This is a genomic window from Bacillus sp. RIT 809 (assembly GCF_016892495.1).
GTDB classification, from domain to species: Bacteria; Bacillota; Bacilli; order Bacillales; family Bacillaceae_G; genus Bacillus_A; species Bacillus_A cereus_U.
In genome coordinates, this window is sequence record NZ_JAFEMR010000015.1 from 88485 (window position 1) to 108845 (window position 20361).

Here is a 20361-nt window from a genome sequence, read left to right on the forward strand (position 1 = left end):
TGAACCTATGCCAACACATTCTATCTTTTCCTCATCTTCTGATTTAAAGATCATCCTCTTCTTGTTTTTCAAAATCACTCCATGTCCAATTGGTCCAATCATTATTTACTTTCCCTACAGTTATCAAATTCACACTATTTAATTCAATCGCTTTAGCTAAACTTTGAAAGAATATGCTCTCACTCGGTTTTTGATCATCACTAACATCAGGATGTTCCCATTCTTCTGTTTGATAAAATAGATTTGGTTTAAATTCTGCATTGATTTCATCTAACATGTCCGAGGGCTTTATCCAGAATTTCTCCTTATATACAGAAGTTAAATAACGAATAAGTTTGGTAGGATGAAATGAATCCGTTTCAATTCCTAAACGCTTATACTCTTCTACCGTTGGTGTTAAGGTAATATGTTCTCCTTTCAACAGTAGCTCCATATGAAAAGGATCTACAAGGAAACGATCTTCATCATCGTACCAATACTCTTCTTTTACCAGCGTTAAGATTTCATCGAAACATGAAAAAAACCCTTGCTGTCTCATGCTATTACTATACACATAGAAGTTATTCGATATCTCAAGGTTTGCATCAACACCCACAACCTCAAATACAATGAACCACTTGTCTTCCTCTCGAAAAACAGATATTCTGGATTGTGCTAAGTCAAAATTATAGTTATCAAGTACTGGAAAATCAAACTCCCCCGCGTACCTATCTAGTGTTTCAAGTATTTTTTCTGCTTTCATAACATTACTCTCCATAAAGTTAGTATAGTAAATTTTTATTACATTCGTTTTTCTTTATTTAACTCATAAACATTATCTAAATACCAGGACATTTTTTTATGTCCCTCTAAAATGGCAAATATCCAGTTTTATTTATTTGTATATTATATAAAACTCTAATAGCATAGTAAACAACATTTGATTATGACGCTATCCTTCATTTTCTCTATAATTGTATTTTCACAGTCCCCACCGTAACACCCCACTGCAGCTCCTCTTATTCTTCCTTACAATAAAAACAAAGACACATAGTCTATTGTTAATGTGAAATACAGTTTGATCATTTTTTCTAATAACTTACTATATAAGAAAAGACGCGTTTCTATATAAACGCGTCCGATTGTTATATTCTTAGGAGCATTTCTTTATGTCACTTATCAACTAATACTCAGCATCCCTATCTTTTCTTCCGGCAAACTACCACCATAGAATAACAATCCTCCTGCAACTCATTCCCATCCCAATCATTGTATATATGTAACAATTCAAATCCATTCTCTACTAGCAATCTTTCTAACTCCTGCGGATACGTATAGCGAAGATCAATCGTTGTTTTCAATTCCTCTACTAGCGTATTATCCTCATAAAACCTTCTTGTTGTTATGTAGTGCTGTATTTGCTGAATTGAATCATAATTCAGCTCAGTATATAAATCACATCTTCTTCCCTTTTCATCTGTAATAGTTGTCCAATATTCTTCTGTAGATGGTTGCATTAATTCTTCTTTTGAAGGAAAACGTGTATCGAATATAAATATACCATTCTCAGCTAATACATTATGAATAGATGTTAACAACTGATTTTGATGTATATTCGTAAGAAAATGCTGGAATCCATGGCCAACCATATATGCTAACGGAATTGTTTCTTCGACGCTCAATTGCAAGCAGTCTTGCTGTAACCATTTCCCTTTCGTATATCTCTTCGCTTCAGTAAGCATGCCTTCATGTATATCTACACCAATCATTTGATATCCGTTTTCTATGAATGGAATTGTAACTCTCCCTGTTCCACAGGCTATATCTAGAATCCATTCATTTTGTATATTTAGTTTTTGCACCCATGATAGTAAGAACGGAAAATCTGACAAACTTTTATTTTCTACATCATACCGTTCTGGATTCTCACATTCGGATAAAGTGAAACTTTAATCAGTGGGGAGTGTCCATCCCCCACTGATTATTAGTTGAACCAATCGGGCTTTTACGGGCAGTTGACCTCCCGTCTAACTGCCTCGCATTCCCTGACTTTTGAGATGGGAGTCTTATTGCCCGTTAAAGCGGGATAAACTCCATTTTGTTTGCAATCTTATTCCCCATTTCGCATCTTCTGTTAAATTCGATATATAGATTATAACGAGTTGATAGATTTTTCTCTATAATCAAACATAATTATTTGGACTAATCTCCCTCCCCCATTAGTAAGCTGAAATTAAGGGTATAGAATCGGAGTGTGATAATATGGAACGTCTATGGATTCCAATAATCGTTACGTTTTTTTCGTTTGGTGGATTACTATTAGGAGGTGCTGTTGGAGTAGCAACACGCCAACTAATTGAAGAAAAGATGCATCGCTTATACGCATTATGTGGTGGGATTTTACTTGGATTATTATCACTTGAAATTATTCCTGAAACATTTTCAAGCTATGAAATAATTGGGCCTATGCTCGGTATAGCTATCGGTATTTTAGTTATGAGCTTATTAGATAACTATTGCCATCATCCGATTATACATAAGAAAGATCAACAAGCATGGCAAACCTTCCTTTTTCTTTCTTTCGCTATATTCATTCATAATATGCCGAGTGGATTTGCGTTAGGAACAGCGTTTATAAATCATAATGACTCTGCCATTCCTTTCTTACTTGCGATTGTCATTCATCATATTCCAGAAGGGTTAGCTTTAATTATTCCATTTCTCTTTACAAAACATAAATACATTTCATTTTTATTAACAACTTTATTACTTTCTCTTATCCTAGGGACCGGTACTGTTTTTGGCATTATGATGGACGGGAAAGCTCTCCATTTACAAGGACTTATTATGGGAAGCGCAATTGGTTCTCTTGGCTATGTCACAATTCACGAAATGCTTTGGAAAGCAAAAAAACAGCTACCTTTCCTTCCGTTTCTATCGTGGTCTATTAGTGGATTTTTACTAATAACAGTCTTCACTCTTTTCACTGGCCATCATTAAAACAAATAAGTTATATCATTTGTATATTTTTCCTTTTTCTCCAAAACATAATAGTATCTACCTATTATAAGGAGGAACGATTATGTTTGGGAAAACAGCTGGTGAAGCATTAGTAGATCTTTTAATTGATTGGGGCGTAGAACACATATATGGTATGCCTGGAGATTCCATCAATTCTATAATTGAAGCTTTAAGAAAAAAACAAGATAAAATTAAATTTATTCAAGTTCGCCATGAAGAAGCTGGCGCGTTAGCAGCGGCAGCCTATGCAAAATTAACAGGAAAACTTGGTGTTTGTATGGCTATTGCAGGACCTGGAGCTATTCATTTATTAAACGGTTTATACGATGCCAAACTCGATCAAGCTCCCGTACTAGCAATTTCAGGACAAGTAGAAAGCGATTTACTCGGAACGGATTTTTTCCAAGAAGTAAACTTAGAAAGAATGTTTGATGATGTTGCCGTTTATAACCAACGAATAATGTCAGCTGAACAGTTACCTGCTGTAGTGAATCAAGCGATTCGAATGGCATATACAAAAAAAGGTGTATCAGTTCTTACAATTCCAGATGATGTTCCGAAATTCGAAGTGAAAAATGGTGCACGTATTACAAACTCTTCCTTTACATTACCTGAAATATTTCCGCAAGAAGAAGATTTAGCTATAGCAAAACTCGCACTTAATGAAGCTAAAAAACCTGTTATTTTAGCCGGGAAAGGAGCGAAACATGCGAGAGAGTCTTTACTTGCATTTGCAGAACATATCGGTGCTCCAATCGTACTTACATTACCAGCTAAAGGGATTGTTCCTGATGAACACCCTCTTTGTATCGGTGGATTAGGATTAATCGGGACGAAACCTTCTTATGAAGCAATGAAACATGCAGATACTTTAATTATGGTGGGCACTTCTTATCCGTTCACTGGTTTCTTACCCGAAAAAGCAAAAACACTTCATATTGATACAGACCCCGCACAAATCGGGAAACGTTATACGACAGATATCGGCTTAGCTGGTGACGCTGATAAAACATTAAAATGGTTAATTGAAAATGTAGAAAAACACGAGGACCATTCCTTCTTAGAGCATCATCAAGAAATGATGAAAAAGTGGGAAGAAAAATTACACAGTCAAGAAGAAGATTCTTCGACTCCAATTAAACCACAGCGAGTTATGCATGCACTGCAGAAAGTAGCAGAAGATGACGCAATTCTTTCAGTCGATGTCGGAAATGTAACAGTATGGACTGCAAGGCACTTCCGTATGACAAACCAGAAATTTATCATTTCTAGTTGGCTTGCAACACTTGGCTGCGGTTTACCTGGTGCACTTGCTGGACAAATTGCTTTCCCGGATAAACAAGTGTTTGCAGTTTGTGGTGACGGCGGGTTTGGAATGACAATGAATGACTTCGTAACAGCTGTTAAATATAAACTACCAATTGTTGTCGTTGTATTAAACAATAATAAAATTGCTATGATTAAATTTGAACAAGAAGTTATGGGAAATATTGAATTTGGTACAGACTTAACGAATCCTGATTTCGCAAAATATGCTGAGGCGTGCGGTGGTATTGGATACCGAGTAGAACATTTAGATGACTTACTTCCCGCCTTTGAAAATGCAGTTAAACAAAATAAACCGTGCATTATTGATGTAGTTGTAGATGTAAATGAAGCACCAATGCCAGCAAAAATCACATTTGGTCAAGCAGCTGGTTATACGAAACATATGATAAAAGAATTATTTGAGGAAGGTAAGATTGATTTACCACCACTTTAAACGAAAAAAGATAGCTGAAAACAATTTGTCTTCAGCTACCTTTCTTTATTTTTGTACCTCTTTATAGAAAGAAAAATCATTCATAGTAGGTTGTATTTGTTTCTCCACTTTCACTTCTTCCGTCTTCCGATTCGCTTTTCTAACATTTCCTAGCTTAATCGCATCTTGCATACTATTACTAATCAGATTTCCCGACAATATTGTCATACTATAAAAAGCAATTGGTATAAGTACAATCCATGTATGTGTAGTTAAGTGACGGAAATTTTGTCCGATTAAACCTGTCCACTCTTTTGTTACACTATCTGCATCTATACCGCCAAAGATTATTGTTCCGCCAAAAAATAATCGCAACAAACCCAGATGTAAGAGAAGTAATAAAGTGCTAACAAATTGCTGGGCTACTAATAAAAGAAATGATGGTAACATATGCGGCCATACATGACGCTTCAGTCTTTGCCACTTACTTCCTCCAAGCACTGTTGCCGCCAACATAAATTCTTCTTTCTTAATACGCTTGACTTCTTGCGCTACATACAACATAACTGTCGGTACTGCAAGACATGCAATAACTATAATTTGAAACGCAACTCGCAAATGAAACGGAGCAGCTGCCTCTCCACTGTCAAACATTAAAACTTCCTTTAAAATAAAATAGGAAATCATAACCATTGGTACAATACTGAATGGATCAAAAAAGGATGAGATAACTGGGAATGAGCGTTTACTGTACATACCAAGTAATAAACCTATCCCTCCCCCAATCACTATACGTAAAATTGCAATAACTATACTTGCTCCAACTGTCCATTTTGCTCCCTCTATTATTAGTTGAAAAAGATCGCGGCCTTTCACATCACTTCCAAACCAAAATTCACTTGATGGTGAAAATGGAGCAGCCTCCAATTCTCCTTTTTCGTTATACATCATCGTTAGTTCGCGAATATTCCCATCAAAAAACAACGTATTCCCAATACTAACAATCATAAGTACACTTAAAAAAGTAACACCAAACCAAAATCTTATATCCCTTTTTACAACTTGCCACATACTATACCCGCTCCTTTATAACATTTTGTAAGAACGTATGTAATAAACGAAATACTACAAAAAGCGGTACGTATAATAAAATTAAACTTACTGTGAAAATTTCTATGTTCGAATGTTCTTTTACAAATACAAACATTCCATATGTGTTAAAAATCCATTCAATAATATATAAATTGGATAGCATAAATAAAATATTTGTTTTCGCATAATAAACTGTCGTCAATAAAACATTTCTTGAAATATGATGTGTCAAAATATGCCGTAAGCTTAACCCTTTACTCTTGGCAAACATACTATAATCTTTCTCTAATTCTTCTCTGAACCTTAATAACAAAAGTTTAATAAACAATAACGTTGTCGGTATTGTAAGACATATAATCGGTAACAAACGTACTCTTTCTTCCCCTAATCCAGCCAGTTTGATTGGCATAAACCCTGTTTTTTGAAAAATAATTACGACAAGAAGTTGCGATAATAAAATAAGTAAAATATCTGGTATGCTCTCAAGGGTAAGAAAAATCCCGTTCCACATTTTCTGTGTCATATGAGTACGCTGCAGTACAAAAACAACAAGTACATACGCTATACATAAAGAAAGTAAAAAAGCTGAAAGAAATACTATCATCGTTTCAATATAATGGATCCAAATTTGCGGAAATAATTTTCTCGGCGCTTGAAATCCATATGTAATTTCAGTTGGGTGAAGTACTTTCTCACCAACATATATAATTGCATTCCAAAAACCGATTAAATCAATTTGCAATCCTTTAAATAACCGAGGGAGCGCACCTAGACAGATTATACATAAGATTGCAGCAAATAATTGTAAACAAGTAATTCCACACCACTTAGCAGTTCGCATCAACATAACTATTCCCCTTACCATTTAATAGAATATTCAGAAATAAAAGTTAGACATATTACATCTCTTCAGCTATACCCTGCACTCTCTTTTGCCCACTAGGTAATATAGCTTGATAAAGGCACGTAACAGATAATAATAAACCAAATAGAGCATACAAACTATTTACCATTTGGATTAATACCTGTTGCTGCACCGTATTGATCTAACAAGTAAAACATTAAAGAAATTCCGGCAATCATAGAACCGAGTCGCTCTAAAATATTTGCTAGAAAAAAGCGTGCATACACTTTCTTTCAAAATAACTGTAGCATTTCTTTCATACTCAATATCCTTTCTCTCGACAAAATATTATTATTTCAGTCATTTATCGGAAGTCTTGTTATATTTTTCGACCATTATCCAATCTTTTCCTTCTTTATAAAAAACAAGCTAAAAAAAGACCCTTGTTCATACATACAAGAGTCTTTACATTTTTCTTTGCTTCACGAATTTGTCGTGGATATTTATCTAAAATCTTTAAAATTCTCGCTAATACCTACTTAATCTCTCAATTTTTTTAATTTCCTAAAGTTCGGATACATTTGATTTACTTGACGAATGTTTCGCACATCCATTTATAAAACTTTTCCTTCTCTTCAAATTGCGGATAATGAGCTGATTTCTCAAAAGTAATAAATTCTTTTTTATCCGCTTCAATCATATCAAAATATTTTCTTGCTGCAAGAAATGAAGTATTATAATCGTATTTTCCCATAAGAAAATAAAACGGTAGATTCAGCTTAGTTACTTTAGTAGGTAATGGATTCTTTAAATCTTTTTCTAATAAAACTGTTTGAGAATAGGATAATCCATAGTTATAACGAATTACGTCAAACAAGTTATATTCATTACTGAATAACATCCCTATGTTATCACCATCTGGATTTTCAATAAGTCTTGAAGTTCCACCGTATTTCGCAACATAATTTCGCGGGGTATATGTATCGCCATTTTTAATTTGTTCAGTTAACCCTTTTAAATGTGAAACCTCATCCGCATTCCCAGCATTTTGTGCCTGTTCAATAACATAGTTTAAACTATCCATCTCACTTTCTACTGTATCGCTCATCTGTCCAATGCCAATGTATGCTTCATATTTTTCAGGAGCTTTGTTGGCAGCCTGTATTCCAATATATGTACCATAAGAATGGCCTATTAAAATTACTTTTTCTTTGCCTAGACGTTTTGAAACGTAATCCGTCATAGCTAATAAATCCTCCACGAGTAGATTTGATGAAAGATTTGAATAGTCTTCAAAGAAATGATACGATTTTCCACTTGCTCTTTGATCATAATTAACAATCGTAAATTTATCTTCCAGTAAGTCTTGATATTTTTGAGCATACGGTATTTCTGAAGAACCTGGTCCACCATGAACAAAGATAATAACTGGATTACTCTTATCTTTGCCACGTATCATAATTTCATGATCACTTCCATTTATCTCGACTTGTTCTAATGTACTTATACTGTTATTACCCTTTATTTGCGAAGTCCATGTGGGGAATAATAGAGCTATGATTAGTAATAGTATAGTAATGACTCCAATAATTTTTATTGATTTTTTCATAAGTCAATTCCTTTCTGTTAAATTTATTTACATATCAATTTAATTCTGTAAAACTACATAAAATCACCACTAAAAATAAGCATATAAAACAATTACACTTTTCTATTTCATCCCAATCTTTTTGTGCATTATTAATTTCCCATACACTTCTTAACTTTCTACTACATTAATTCTTAATATTTTCTAAACTTTCAATATCCCCTTACGAATTTAAAGTATTGATTCTTGACAACATCTTGCGTACACGTATCTATGTATAACACACATAGAAAAAAGCCCTTGTTTTCATAACAAGGACTCTTTCGTTAAACTACTTCACCACTTCTTCTTTCGGCATTACCATACCTTTATAAAGTTGGACAGTAATCCAATAATAAATGAAATAAATTACTATGAAGATTCCTATTGGCATCCACACTTTTACAAATGGGTCAACTAATATGAAGCTGAATAAGTTAAGCCCTACTAAAACGTGGGAAATTCCAATAATTGCTGGGAAGATAAATAAATATGAGATTTCTTTATATATACTTTTTGTTAACATACTACGCCTCACACCGATTTTTCGTAGCATTTCATAACGGCGTACATCACGAGAAGCTCCTGTTAATATTTTAAACATAAGAGAACTCGCCATCATCGCTAAAAATGCAATTCCAAGGAAAAATCCCATAAACATTGTTCCGCTCATGAAACTATTCATGAACTGATAAATTGTCATTTTCGTATATAAGTCTACTTTTGTACCTGTTGTTTTTTCAATTACTTCTTCTTGTCTCTTATCTATTTCGATCAACAGTGGTTTATATTTTTTCATATCGTCTACTCTTACTAAAGTTACACTATGTTCCGTTCCTTGAACCGCTTTATAGTTTTCCTCATCAGCAATCCTTACAGGTTTTCCGTTAAATTGATTAAATGTAATTTGCAGTTCGCTTGCAATTGCATCCTCCCAATCTTTCGGCATGTTAGGCAATTTATTCTCATTTTTTTGAGCTTCCATAGATGTATATAAAGGCTCTGCCAAAGGCTCATTTACACGTTTACGAGCAGGTTCTTTTAAAGTTTTTGTATCAAAATGATCTGAAATAAGTGGTGGTTTTTCAGTTAAGTCGTTACGTAAATAATAAACCGCTTCTCCATCTACTTTATACTTATACTTGCTTTCTTCAACAATTTCCATTTCTTTTAATGCTGCTTTATCTTGTTCATTTGGATCATGAATTACGACATCATATACACGTGAGAAGTCTGTCATAATACCTACATTCTTTTGAAACGCCATACCTGCTGTCATGGCACCTGCACCTAATGCAATTAACATCGCTACAGTGCCTAGTACTCTCGATAAACTAGTTACTCGAAAACGTAACTGTGCATAAGTAAAACTATTTAATCCCGTTTCATTTCGTTTTTTATTCCCCTTAATTTTCATTACAAAAAGTGGGAGTAACGAGCTAAAAATGAAATACGTTCCTAATGTCGTAACAATTGTCGCTATTATAAATCCTAGTTCAGCAAACATTTTTATATTTACCATAAAATAGTATCCTGTACTTACTAGCAATACACCTAGTACTGTCATAATAACTGTGCGAGTTTTACTTTTCTTCACTTCATCTTGCGTTTCGTCTTCACGTATTAACTCTAATTCTGTTTTACGTAATAATCGGAAACTATTCATTACACCAGTAATGAAAAATAATATTAAGAAGAAAATAGATGTAACTAATATAGCTGGTGTGTATACAGATGCGTAATTACCTTTTGCTGAAATTTCCATTCCATTCATTAACAAATTTCCTGCTACACTAGCTAGTATGATTCCTACTAAAATACCGATAATAATACTGACAATACCCATACCAAAAGTCTCAATAAATAATAATTGCGCTACTTTTTTCTTTTTCGCTCCAAGCATCATGTACATACCGAGTTCTTTTCTTCTTAATGTAAGTAAAAAAGAATTGGCATAAATGATGTAAAAAACTGTAATGAATGAGAGCAATATTGCACCAACCCAGAAGACGAGCCTAATACTACTAATGAGACTATTATCTTTTGTAAATTCACTATTCATCGCCATCGTTTGGAACATGTAAAAAATACTAATACTAATGACTAGACCAATAAGTAAAACCATATAATCCTTTAACATTTTTTTCATACTATGACGTGATAATTTGAATAACATAGTCTCGCCCCCTTACTTAGGCTCAGCTGCTGAGCCCATTTGGGCAAGCACACCTAAAATGTCTTGATAGAAATTTTCTCGTGTTCCTTGACGATTTAACTCTTTATAAAGTAGACCATCTTGAATAAATAAAATACGCTCACAGTAACTCGCACTAAATGCATCGTGTGTTACCATCAAAATACTGACATTGTGATTTTCATGTAAATCTTGCATCGCTTCTAATAAACTTTTTGCATTTTTACTATCAAGTGCTCCTGTCGGTTCATCTGCTAATACGATTGCCGGATTATGTACTAAAGCTCGTGCTGCCGCTGTTCTTTGTTTTTGTCCACCAGAAACAGCAGTCGGATATTTTGTTAAAATTTCAGTAATCCCTAATTTCTTTGCTACTTCATTTACTTTTCCAGTAATCTCACTTGACGGTATGCCTTGCAGGGAAAGTGGTAAAGCGATATTTTCATAAATTGATAAATTTTCTAGTAGATTAAAGTCTTGAAAAATAAATCCTAATTTTTGAGAACGAAAATCTGATAATGCATTCCCCTTCATAGAAGTAATATTTGTGCCAGCTATTGTTACACTACCACCTGTCGCTTGATCAAGTGTACTAATCACATTTAGTAATGTCGTTTTACCAGATCCAGAAGGACCCATAATCCCTACAAACTCTCCTTCTTTAATACTTAACGAAACACCCCTTAATGCTTTTGACTGATTCTCATTTCTTTTCCCATACGTTTTTTCTACACTTTCTACAGTAACTACATTTGTTGACATCTCTTTCACTCCATCCCTTTTGTATAGTATAAATTCCCCATATATTTCTTATATTTTTCTCATAAAAATTCTTAAGAATTTTTAAATTTTCCAAATGCAGATTGAGATACATAAGAAATACGAACGATTTCTCTGCTTAATATTCTCATTTTTCTAAAATCCTTTCATTCGATTTTCCTTACATTTACCTTACATTTTTGTAAGGTAAAATAAAACATACCACTTCATAAGAGCATTTCTTTGGAATGAGAAATGCTTTTTATTTTCATCAAAATTAAAAAGATATTTCAATAACAATAATAATAAAATAAAAAACAATACAATTTTATTGCAAAACGATAAATTTCATAGTAAAATCATGTTGTTATTGCATAAGCGAGGTGCTTTTTATGAAACAAGTTACGACACTCTTTTTAAAGCTAGCTATTATTTTTATAGGAATCCCAGTTCTTGCATTGTGCATATTTTTGGTGCCTAAGATCGGGAATTTTGCTGGAGAATTGTATCCGGATATTGCTTATATGAAATCTCTCATTTTAATCGATATGTACGCGGCAGCGATACCTTTTTACTTTGCTCTGTATCAAGCTTTTAAACTTTTAAGCTATATTGATAAGAACCAAGCGTTCTCGGAATTATCAGTAAAGGCTTTAAAGAATATAAAATACTGTGCCATCACGATCAGTACCTTGTACTTGCTAGGTATGCCACTCTACTATCTCATGGCGAAAAAAATTGATCCTCCAAGTTTCATACCAATCGGATTGACCATCATTTTCGCCTCTATGGTGATCGCCGTTTTTGCTGCTGTTCTCCAAAGGCTTTTACAAGAAGCTATTAATATAAAATCAGAAAATGATTTAACGGTCTGAGGTGGAGGATATGGCAATTATTATTAATATTGATGTGATTTTAGCAAAACGAAAAATGAGCGTAACGGAGCTTTCGGAGAGGGTTGGGATTACGATGGCGAATCTTTCCATTCTGAAAAATGGGAAAGCAAAAGCGGTTCGTTTTTCAACATTAGAAGCGATATGTAAGACTTTAGATTGTCAACCAGGTGATATTTTGGAGTACAAAAGCGACGAATACACTCAATAAATACAGACAACAACTTTCTTCAACCAATGGGATTAAATAGTGAAATTAAAATGAAGGGATAGCAATTAAGCTATCCCTTCTCTGCGTTTATTATTGTTATTTAATATATCTTTAATTACTTTAACTTCAGTATTACATAATTAATGGTGTGTTTTATTATCAATCTCTATTTCCTATTTTTTATTTCCTCTTTCATACTTTCCACAAACGCATCTAGTTCAACAACTTCTGACTTCTCTTCACCATATTTCCGTACATTTACAGCTTCGCTTTCCATTTCCTTATCCCCAATAACAAGGACATATGGAACTTTCTGCATTTGCGCTTCTCTTATTTTATATCCTAATTTTTCACTTCGAATATCCCGTTCAACACGAATACCCGCTTGTTTTAGTTTATCTTCAATTTCTTTTGCATACTGTTCATGCACTGCATTTGAAACTGGAATTACTTTCACTTGAACCGGTGCCACCCACGCTGGGAACGCGCCTCCAAAGTGCTCAATTAATATTGCTAAGAACCGATCTAAAGATCCTAAAACTGCTCGGTGAATGACAACTGGTCTTCTCTTTTCATTATTCTCATCTATATAATTTAAATCAAATTTCTCTGGCATTTGGAAATCAAGCTGGATTGTTCCGCACTGATGACTTCTATTTAAAGCATCTTTAATATGGAAATCAATTTTCGGTCCGTAAAATGCACCATCACCTTCATTTAATCTATATTTATAATTTAATGATTGTAATACATTTGCTAATGCTGCTTCTGCTTGCTCCCATAATTTATCATCACCCATTGAATCTTCTGGACGAGTAGAAAGCTCTACTTCATACTCAAATCCAAAAGTTTTATATACGTAATCAATTTGCGCCATTACTGATTTGATTTCATCTTCAATTTGTTCTGGTGTTACAAATAAATGAGCATCATCTTGGCAGAAAGTACGAACTCTTAATAATCCGTTTAAAGCGCCACTAAATTCATGTCGATGCACTTGACCGAACTCACACATACGAATCGGTAATTCACGATAAGAATGTAATTTATTTTTAAACATAAGCATATGGCCTGGGCAGTTCATCGGTTTTAATGCAAAACTTTTATGATCCACTTCTGAGAAATACATATTGTCTTTGTAATGTCCCCAGTGTCCTGACTTCTCCCATAATTCTTGATTCATCATAAATGGAGTACGCACTTCTTGATAATTGTACTCATTTTGAATTTTTCTTAAAAATGCTTCTAATTCATTGCGAATAATCTGTCCTTTTGGCAAGTAAAACGGCATTCCCGGAGCCTCTTCCGAAAACATAAACAATTCAAGTTCACTACCTAATTTCCGATGATTTCTCTTCGCAGCCTCTTCAACAAAATGCAAATAATTTTCTAATTCTTTTTGTGAAGCAAATGCCACACCGTATATACGCTGAAGCACTTGATTGTTACTATCACCTCGCCAATATGCACCAGAAACATGAGTTAATTGAAATGCTTTCAGATAACCAGTAGATGGCAAATGTGGTCCTCTACATAAATCTACAAATTCACCTTGTTTATAAAGTGTTACACTTTCCTCATTAGGAATTGCTTCTAAAAGCTCTAATTTCAAACTATCATTCATTTCTTGAAACAGTTTTTTTGCTTCTTCTCGAGAGATTTCAACTCGTTCTATCTTTACATTTTCATTTATAATATTTTTCATTTCTTTTTCTATTTTCGGTAAATCTTCTACGTTTACACTACTTTGAAGATCCATATCATAATAAAATCCATTCTCAATAACTGGCCCTACTCCAAGCTTCACATCACCATAAATTCTTTTCACAGCTTGCGCTAATATATGTGCCGCAGAGTGTCTTGCAATTTCTACACCTTCATTTGAGTCAATAGTAATAATTTCTACTTCTGCATTCTCTTCAATGTTTCGTCGTAAATCAAAAGACTGCTCATTAACTTTTCCTGCGACTGCTTTCTTTTTCAAGCTGCTACTAATCGAACCAGCAATTTCTTCTAAAGTAATACCTTTCACAAATTCTTTAACGCTACCATCTGGAAATTTAATTTCAATCATCTGTTCTTTCATTTTTCATCTCTCCATTTCATAATAAAAAGCACACTCATCCCTAAAATAGGGACGAGTGTGCTTTTACCCGTGGTTCCACCCAGATTCCCATCACAAAAATGTAATGGCTTCTTTTACGGTAACGTCGTTTACACGGCACTAGATACTTGATTTCCCCAGTGCAGCTCTAAGGTGGTAAGTTATTTTTCTGCGTTAGGAAGTTCTCAGCTTTCCTTCCTTCTCTGTATAACCGGTTAAAATAACTCATGTCCTTTTCTTCGCTTATTATGAAATAAAATATAAAAAAGCATATTCATCCCTAGTAAATAGGGACGAATATGCTTATATTCGTGGTTCCACCCAGATTCCCATCACAAAAAACATAATGGCTTCTTTTGCGATAACGTCGCTTACACGGCACTAGATACTTGATTTCCCCAGTGCAGCTCTAAGGTGGTAAGTTATTTTTCTGCGTTAGGAAGTTCTCAGCTTTTCTTCCCTCTCTGTATAACCGTTTAAAATAACTCGTGTCCTTTTCTTTGCTTTTGTAACAAATCCATTTATTGTTATTTAATATATCCTATTCAATCCATTTTTACAAGTGTTAAAAATACATTTTTTATTCAATAAAAAAAGAAACCAAAAACATTTTTTGATTTCCCCTTCTCTTTTTTACCAATCTTGTGGTTCGTAATTCAAATCTGAAAATAGTCGTTTTTTCTCTTTTTTCGATAAATCTCTCCACTGTCCAACTGGTAAATTATTCAACTCAATATTCATAATTCTCGTACGTTTTAACGTGTATACTTGATAACCTAAAGCTTCACACATACGGCGAATTTGACGATTCAATCCTTGTGTTAAAATAATTTGGAACTCATATTTTGATAACTGTGTTACTTCACATGGAAGAGTTTTTGTATCTAAAATTTTAACCCCTGCTGCCATTTTCTCTAAAAACTCCGGTGTAATCGGCTTATCTACTGAAACGATATATTCTTTCTCATGTTTATTTTCAGCACGTAAAATCTCATTAACGATATCGCCATCATTCGTTAACAAAATTAAACCGTCTGAGTCTTTATCGAGACGTCCGATGTGATTAATTCGTAAAGGATGATTCACTAAATCGATAATATTACCTTTTACTGCTTTTTCACTTGTGCATGTAATACCTACTGGTTTATTTAAAGCTATATACACATGGTCTCGAGCAATACGAAGTTGCTCTCCATTTACTCGTACGTCATCACCTGGATTTACTTGGTCACCAATTTTTGCAACCTTACCGTTAATAATTACTCTTCTCTCATTAATTAACTTATCTGCTCCACGTCGAGACGCTTTTCCAGCTTCACTAATAAATTTATTTATACGCAAATTAGGCACATCCTTTTCATAAAAAATTTCAAGCTCACACTGCTTCTACCGTACAATACAAAAGGGTAAGCCTCCTATTATAACTTAAATATATTAACATGAAAGGGTATATGACGTCTTCACTTAATTACATGTTTACACGAAAATAATTGGTCCTCTTTTCCTTTTCACCTCAAACTGTTTAGCAGTCAATAGATTAACCCTTGAATATAACATCATTTATTTACTTTTTTCATAGATAATATACCGATATAAGTTTGATTAATAATGCCTAAATAACTCAAAATATGTGAAAAACAAAAAAGAATCCTTTTGAAAATAATCAAAATGGATCCTTCTTCAGCTAAAATAATACTAGTTTTTATACAAAAGGGTTTTTAATAATTATAACCTTTAATTGAAAACATCATTCAATATCATTCAACAAACAAAGTAATCTCAAAAGCCCCTAATTTTTTATGCTTCAATATTTTCTTCACACACTCCAAAAAGAAGCCCTTGATTATCTATACAATAAGCAAAGTAACCCATATTAGGAATAGCAGTTTTAGGTACAACTACTTGCCCACCATTTTCAGTAACTTTATTTATGTACTCATCAACTGAAGGTACTTCAATCGAATTAGTCGTCCTAGTAGCACCATCAGGTGATTTCATTAATCCACCATCGATACCAGGTCTATCACTCTCACCTGTAATTATGAACCAATAGTCATGTGGCCCAAGCATTTTTTCAAACTTCCATCCAAAACTATTTGTATAAAATTGAATAGCTTCTTCAGGGTTTGGGACTTGCAATTCAAATCTTAAAACTTTACTCATTTAAATACCCCCTCTTGTTCTTGTACAAAACAATTATACAAGAACAAACGTTCCATTTCAACTTTATCTAAACCAGCTACTTTAACAAGTTCTAACTTTATTTCGAAGCGGCAACAGACCATTCTTCCTTCCTAATAACTTTCTTTCCATTTATATTTTCAACATACTCATTTACATTTGCTAACTGATATAACTCAGGAAAAATTTCTTTCATATAACGTTCATGTACTATTTCATCTTGCCAATAAGTTAATACTATGTAACGATTTTCATTCTTTAAAGACTTCCCTACAACTCCACCTAATATCCCTTTTGCATTTTCCATTCCTTTATTCCAAATTGTTTCTTGCGTATGTAAAAAATTCTTTTCTTTTCCTTCTTTCACATCGCAAATTGCAACTCTTACAAATGACCCTTGTGCAATTACGTCTTTCAAAGGAGTTTCTGTTATATCATACAACGTTTGAAACATTTCAATATTACAGGAAATATATGTGCCTTCTTGATTACTATTTAAAAAAATTGTATCATGAGCATCATTCATGAATGATTGATATGCATTTCTATCTTCCCATAAAGTATATACACACGCTTCTTCTTCATTCCACCCACCAAATTGTCCATGGAATCCGTCTAAATACTGTAAATCACGCCATTTTTCTTGTGCATCAGAAAACAATTCTCTTTTCTCTTCTTCCACCTTGCAAAATATTGTTTTTAATAGCATTTCTAATCCCCCTTATGATACGGTTCATTTCCTTCTTGCAACAATTTGTTTACATAATAAAATTATGTAAACAAATTGTATCTGCTGTTATACTCAATACACAAATAACCATTTTTAGTCACTCTAAATCTATCAAACCACTAAATTGATTTTATTTCAAATAATTCGGAATTTAAAGGGGGTGTAATCCTATACGGATTACATCTCACTCTTAACTCACTTACATATTTACTATTTCAAAATAAAAAATGATTGCATTTCGCTAATTGTATATCTATAATATTTTTATTGATTCTATACACAATCAATACGTTTAAGTTTTTAATTTTATAATTCGGATGAACCATTCAGGAGAAGGTCTATTGATCTACCGACGGGGCAAGAAGTTGTTAAACGAACTTTGAAACTCTCAGGTCTTGGTTACAAGTAGAACTGCATGGGGACGAATCTCTGGAGAGACTCCCTCTCGCTTTTGTATAGCGCGGAGGAAAACGAGCACCGAAGGAGCAAATCCGCTACTTTAGCGGATAATCTCTCAGGTAAAAGGACAGAGACAAGCGAAAGAAAATGCCGATTTGTATCGGTTTATTTTTCTATCCCTTGTTTCTCCAGAGACCATTTCATTTCCTTGAAGTGGTTTTTATTTTTTCTAAAAAAGGAGAATACAGATGGAAACAGTAAGTAAAGTATTAGAACAAATTAATCAGTATGTGTGGGGGTTACCAACTTTGTTGCTACTCGTTGGAACTGGTATCATTCTCACAGTGCGCTTAAAAGGTTTACAGTTTAGTAAACTAATATACGCTCACAAACTAGCTTTTAAAAAATCAGAGGATACATCATCTTCTGGAGATATTAGTCACTTCCAAGCACTGATGACAGCTATGGCTGCAACGATTGGTATGGGAAATATAGCAGGTGTTGCAACAGCTGTTACTATTGGTGGTCCTGGTGCAATCTTTTGGATGTGGATTACTGCTTTGTTCGGTATGGCAACAAAGTATGCCGAGGCAATTCTTGCGGTGAAATACCGTGTTAGTAATGAAAATGGTGAATACTCAGGTGGACCAATGTATTATTTAGAGCGTGGCTTAGGTAAGAAATGGCTTGCTGTTTTATTCGCTATATTCGGTACAACTGCTTCTTTCGGTATCGGTAATATGGTGCAATCTAACTCAGTTGCAGAGGCAATGCGAATTAATTTCTCTTTCCCCCCTGCTTTAACTGGTATATTAATGTCCTTTTTAATCGCTATTGTCATTTTAGGCGGTGTAAAAAAAATCGGGAAAGTGACGGGATTTATCGTTCCTATTAAAGCTTTCTTTTATATAATTGCTGGTCTTATTATTATTTTCTATCACTTTGATCAAATTCCAGAAGCATTTTCACTTATTTTTTCTGGTGCATTTCAAGGTACAGCTGCTGCTGGTGGTTTTATCGGAGCAACAGTTGCATCTGCAATTCAAATCGGAATGGCACGTGGTGTATTTGCTAACGAGGCTGGTTTAGGAAGTGCTCCTATTGCTGCGGCTGCTGCCAAAACAGATTCACCTGCAAAACAAGCTTTAGTTTCTATGACTGGTACTTTTCTAGATACATTTATTGTATGTACAATTACGGGGCTAGTATTAATTACTACAGGCGCATGGAAATCAGGTAAAACTGGTGTTGAAGCTACAACATTAGCATTCCAATCCGTATTCGGTACTGCTGGTAGTATGATTCTCGGTATCGCCATTATATTATTCGCCTACTCTACTATTTTAGGTTGGTCGTATTACGGAGAGAAGTGTGTTGCTTATTTATTCGGACAAGGTGCTGTACGATATTATAAAGCAATCTTTATCGTTATGATTGCTATTGGCGCTAATTTAAAATTAGGTGTTGTATGGACATTTGCCGATATTGCGAATGGACTTATGGCGATACCAAACTTAATTGGTCTAATTGGATTAAGTGGTGTAGTTGTCGCTGAAACAAATCGGTTTCTACAAGCAGAAAAATTAAAAGAATTAAATAAAAAACGTGTAAGTTAATTTATTTCTAAAAGGAATGATTCATAAAGTGAGATCATTCCTTTTTCTTGTTATGCCCTCTCTATTGTAGAAAATATATCAGTTGCTTCTGAACTTCCGATTCTCTATCAGCCTTTGCAATTCCTTTTTCTTCAATAACATGTTTATTTATAGTTTTATATTTTACGTACGTATGAAATTCCGTTTTAAATGGAAACGGTGTAATTCGAATTATTTCTTCATCCACCCAATCAGCTCGAATAGGTTTCCCATCCTTACTATTAAAGATTTCTGTTCCTTCAAAACCATCTTTAAACAAATCAATTTCATTTTTCTTTTTTACACCAGGCTTATTCATGCATACATATAAAGAAAGTTCATCACAAAACTTTAATAATCTATAATGTTTATCGAACATCGCAAATTGTTCTTTTGTTAACGTTTTCAATATTCTTTTTTGTCGTTCCAATTCCCCTGTATAAAATGACATCATCTCTTCGTCTTCCTCATTTAATGGAAACGATAAAAAATGTTTACTACAAAGTAACGCCCCGTATGGATTTGACTCTTCAATTGCATTCAAACCAATCGTATAAAAAACAAAGCGTAATGAACTTGGACAATCCATAAATGTATATGGAATATTTTTAGAATCATTCAAAATTGGTACTTTATCAAGCTCTATCCATCCTCTATCATGTTCGTATATTGCATCAATTGTCTCTTTTAAGTATGTTTTATCTTCAAAAATATCTTCTTTTATATGGCTTGCAATCTCACCAGCTAAAAAACCATGATCATGTTGACGAATTAATATACTTTCTTTCTCATTCTTTTCACGAAAAATCATCCGTATACTCCCCCCTCATCTTCATATTATAGCTTGTCGTATGCATCAATTCTTAATAAATCCCTTTAATTTGCAGGGATTCAGTTTCTTTCAACGAAATTAACATAACTATACAGCATTCTTCCTAATTACGAAGATAGC

The 20361-nt window shown here is 33.8% G+C and carries 17 protein-coding genes, 1 pseudogene, 1 riboswitch and 2 other annotated features; of the genes and pseudogenes, 5 read left to right on the top strand and 13 right to left on the bottom strand.

The window, feature by feature from the left end:
• Positions 1-43: 43 nt before the first annotated feature.
• Together JTF23_RS27895 and JTF23_RS17225 are read right to left on the bottom strand one after the other, a co-directional pair.
• Positions 44-742 carry a DUF7003 family protein gene (locus JTF23_RS27895; protein WP_252188029.1) on the bottom strand — a complete coding sequence of 233 codons (699 nt, stop codon included), beginning with the start codon at positions 740-742 and terminating at the stop codon, positions 44-46.
• A 436-nt stretch (positions 743-1178) separates the two neighbouring features.
• Entirely contained in the window at positions 1179-1871 is a 693-nt protein-coding gene (locus JTF23_RS17225) for a class I SAM-dependent methyltransferase (protein ID WP_204209258.1), read from the bottom strand.
• A gap of 370 nt (positions 1872-2241) precedes the next feature.
• Between JTF23_RS17225 and JTF23_RS17230 the strand changes: the two genes are divergently transcribed.
• Together JTF23_RS17230 and JTF23_RS17235 are read left to right on the top strand one after the other, a co-directional pair.
• Positions 2242-2979 carry a ZIP family metal transporter gene (locus JTF23_RS17230; protein WP_002031888.1) on the top strand — a complete coding sequence of 246 codons (738 nt, stop codon included), beginning with the start codon at positions 2242-2244 and terminating at the stop codon, positions 2977-2979.
• 82 nt (positions 2980-3061) lie between these two features.
• Entirely contained in the window at positions 3062-4762 is a 1701-nt protein-coding gene (locus JTF23_RS17235; RefSeq protein ID WP_204209259.1) for a pyruvate oxidase, read from the top strand.
• Between the two features lie 45 nt (positions 4763-4807).
• Here JTF23_RS17235 and JTF23_RS17240 read toward each other — a convergent pair whose 3' ends face one another.
• From JTF23_RS17240 to JTF23_RS17265, 6 genes and pseudogenes are all read right to left on the bottom strand, one after another.
• Positions 4808-5812: an ABC transporter permease subunit gene (locus JTF23_RS17240; protein ID WP_204209260.1), complete on the bottom strand. Its 1005-nt coding sequence runs from the start codon at positions 5810-5812 to the stop codon at positions 4808-4810.
• 1 nt (position 5813) lies between these two features.
• A complete protein-coding gene (locus tag JTF23_RS17245; protein WP_204209261.1) occupies positions 5814-6680 on the bottom strand; it encodes an ABC transporter permease subunit in 867 nt (288 codons plus the stop codon).
• A gap of 188 nt (positions 6681-6868) precedes the next feature.
• Positions 6869-6997, bottom strand: a pseudogene (locus tag JTF23_RS27900) (MFS transporter); the annotation flags it as partial.
• 266 nt (positions 6998-7263) lie between these two features.
• A complete protein-coding gene (locus tag JTF23_RS17255; RefSeq protein WP_204209262.1) occupies positions 7264-8286 on the bottom strand; it encodes an alpha/beta hydrolase in 1023 nt (340 codons plus the stop codon).
• Between the two features lie 310 nt (positions 8287-8596).
• Positions 8597-10480 (bottom strand): ABC transporter permease, encoded by a 1884-nt coding sequence (locus JTF23_RS17260; RefSeq protein WP_204209263.1) that lies wholly within the window; start codon positions 10478-10480, stop codon positions 8597-8599.
• Positions 10481-10492: 12 nt separating this feature from the next.
• Complete coding sequence (locus JTF23_RS17265; RefSeq protein ID WP_307839213.1) at positions 10493-11269, bottom strand: ABC transporter ATP-binding protein; 777 nt, start codon at positions 11267-11269, stop codon at positions 10493-10495.
• A 380-nt stretch (positions 11270-11649) separates the two neighbouring features.
• On the opposite strand from JTF23_RS17265, the gene JTF23_RS17270 reads away from it, so the two are divergent.
• Both JTF23_RS17270 and JTF23_RS17275 read left to right on the top strand, forming a co-directional pair.
• Positions 11650-12132: a DUF2975 domain-containing protein gene (locus JTF23_RS17270; RefSeq protein ID WP_204209265.1), complete on the top strand. Its 483-nt coding sequence runs from the start codon at positions 11650-11652 to the stop codon at positions 12130-12132.
• Positions 12133-12142: 10 nt separating this feature from the next.
• Entirely contained in the window at positions 12143-12361 is a 219-nt protein-coding gene (locus JTF23_RS17275; RefSeq protein WP_105587059.1) for a helix-turn-helix domain-containing protein, read from the top strand.
• A gap of 166 nt (positions 12362-12527) precedes the next feature.
• On the opposite strand, the gene thrS is transcribed toward JTF23_RS17275, so the two are convergent.
• From thrS to JTF23_RS17295, 4 genes are all read right to left on the bottom strand, one after another.
• On the bottom strand, positions 12528-14447 hold the full coding sequence (gene thrS / locus JTF23_RS17280; RefSeq protein WP_204209266.1) for a threonine--tRNA ligase: 1920 nt from the start codon (positions 14445-14447) through the stop codon (positions 12528-12530).
• A gap of 44 nt (positions 14448-14491) precedes the next feature.
• Positions 14492-14714, bottom strand: a binding site (T-box leader).
• A gap of 37 nt (positions 14715-14751) precedes the next feature.
• Positions 14752-14975: a binding site (T-box leader), on the bottom strand.
• A gap of 123 nt (positions 14976-15098) precedes the next feature.
• Positions 15099-15806, bottom strand: coding sequence for a pseudouridine synthase (locus JTF23_RS17285; RefSeq protein ID WP_204209267.1), 708 nt, complete (start codon positions 15804-15806; stop codon positions 15099-15101).
• A gap of 456 nt (positions 15807-16262) precedes the next feature.
• Positions 16263-16628, bottom strand: a complete 366-nt coding sequence (locus JTF23_RS17290) for a VOC family protein (protein WP_199660185.1) — start codon at positions 16626-16628, stop codon at positions 16263-16265.
• Positions 16629-16725: 97 nt separating this feature from the next.
• On the bottom strand, positions 16726-17355 hold the full coding sequence (locus JTF23_RS17295; RefSeq protein ID WP_002200554.1) for a YdbC family protein: 630 nt from the start codon (positions 17353-17355) through the stop codon (positions 16726-16728).
• A gap of 440 nt (positions 17356-17795) precedes the next feature.
• A riboswitch (glycine riboswitch) is annotated at positions 17796-17916 on the top strand.
• A gap of 107 nt (positions 17917-18023) precedes the next feature.
• On the opposite strand from JTF23_RS17295, the gene JTF23_RS17300 reads away from it, so the two are divergent.
• Entirely contained in the window at positions 18024-19391 is a 1368-nt protein-coding gene (locus JTF23_RS17300; RefSeq protein WP_204209268.1) for an alanine/glycine:cation symporter family protein, read from the top strand.
• Positions 19392-19452: 61 nt separating this feature from the next.
• Here the strand turns inward: JTF23_RS17300 and JTF23_RS17305 are convergent, their stop codons facing one another.
• Positions 19453-20220 (bottom strand): DUF3891 family protein, encoded by a 768-nt coding sequence (locus JTF23_RS17305; protein WP_204209269.1) that lies wholly within the window; start codon positions 20218-20220, stop codon positions 19453-19455.
• Between the last annotated feature and the right edge of the window lie 141 nt (positions 20221-20361).

Bases quoted from the DNA above. Each gene is read 5' to 3' on its own strand.
- JTF23_RS27895 (WP_252188029.1), bottom strand. From the start codon at position 742: ATGAAAGCAGAAAAAATACTTGAAACACTAGATAGGTACGCGGGGGAG.
- JTF23_RS17230 (WP_002031888.1), top strand. From the start codon at position 2,242: ATGGAACGTCTATGGATTCCAATAATCGTTACGTTTTTTTCGTTTGGT.
- JTF23_RS17235 (WP_204209259.1), top strand. From the start codon at position 3,062: ATGTTTGGGAAAACAGCTGGTGAAGCATTAGTAGATCTTTTAATTGAT.
- JTF23_RS17240 (WP_204209260.1), bottom strand. From the start codon at position 5,812: ATGTGGCAAGTTGTAAAAAGGGATATAAGATTTTGGTTTGGTGTTACT.
- JTF23_RS17245 (WP_204209261.1), bottom strand. From the start codon at position 6,680: ATGTTGATGCGAACTGCTAAGTGGTGTGGAATTACTTGTTTACAATTA.
- JTF23_RS17255 (WP_204209262.1), bottom strand. From the start codon at position 8,286: ATGAAAAAATCAATAAAAATTATTGGAGTCATTACTATACTATTACTA.
- JTF23_RS17260 (WP_204209263.1), bottom strand. From the start codon at position 10,480: ATGTTATTCAAATTATCACGTCATAGTATGAAAAAAATGTTAAAGGAT.
- JTF23_RS17270 (WP_204209265.1), top strand. From the start codon at position 11,650: ATGAAACAAGTTACGACACTCTTTTTAAAGCTAGCTATTATTTTTATA.
- JTF23_RS17275 (WP_105587059.1), top strand. From the start codon at position 12,143: ATGGCAATTATTATTAATATTGATGTGATTTTAGCAAAACGAAAAATG.
- thrS (WP_204209266.1), bottom strand. From the start codon at position 14,447: ATGAAAGAACAGATGATTGAAATTAAATTTCCAGATGGTAGCGTTAAA.
- JTF23_RS17290 (WP_199660185.1), bottom strand. From the start codon at position 16,628: ATGAGTAAAGTTTTAAGATTTGAATTGCAAGTCCCAAACCCTGAAGAA.
- JTF23_RS17295 (WP_002200554.1), bottom strand. From the start codon at position 17,355: ATGCTATTAAAAACAATATTTTGCAAGGTGGAAGAAGAGAAAAGAGAA.
- JTF23_RS17300 (WP_204209268.1), top strand. From the start codon at position 18,024: ATGGAAACAGTAAGTAAAGTATTAGAACAAATTAATCAGTATGTGTGG.
- JTF23_RS17305 (WP_204209269.1), bottom strand. From the start codon at position 20,220: ATGATTTTTCGTGAAAAGAATGAGAAAGAAAGTATATTAATTCGTCAA.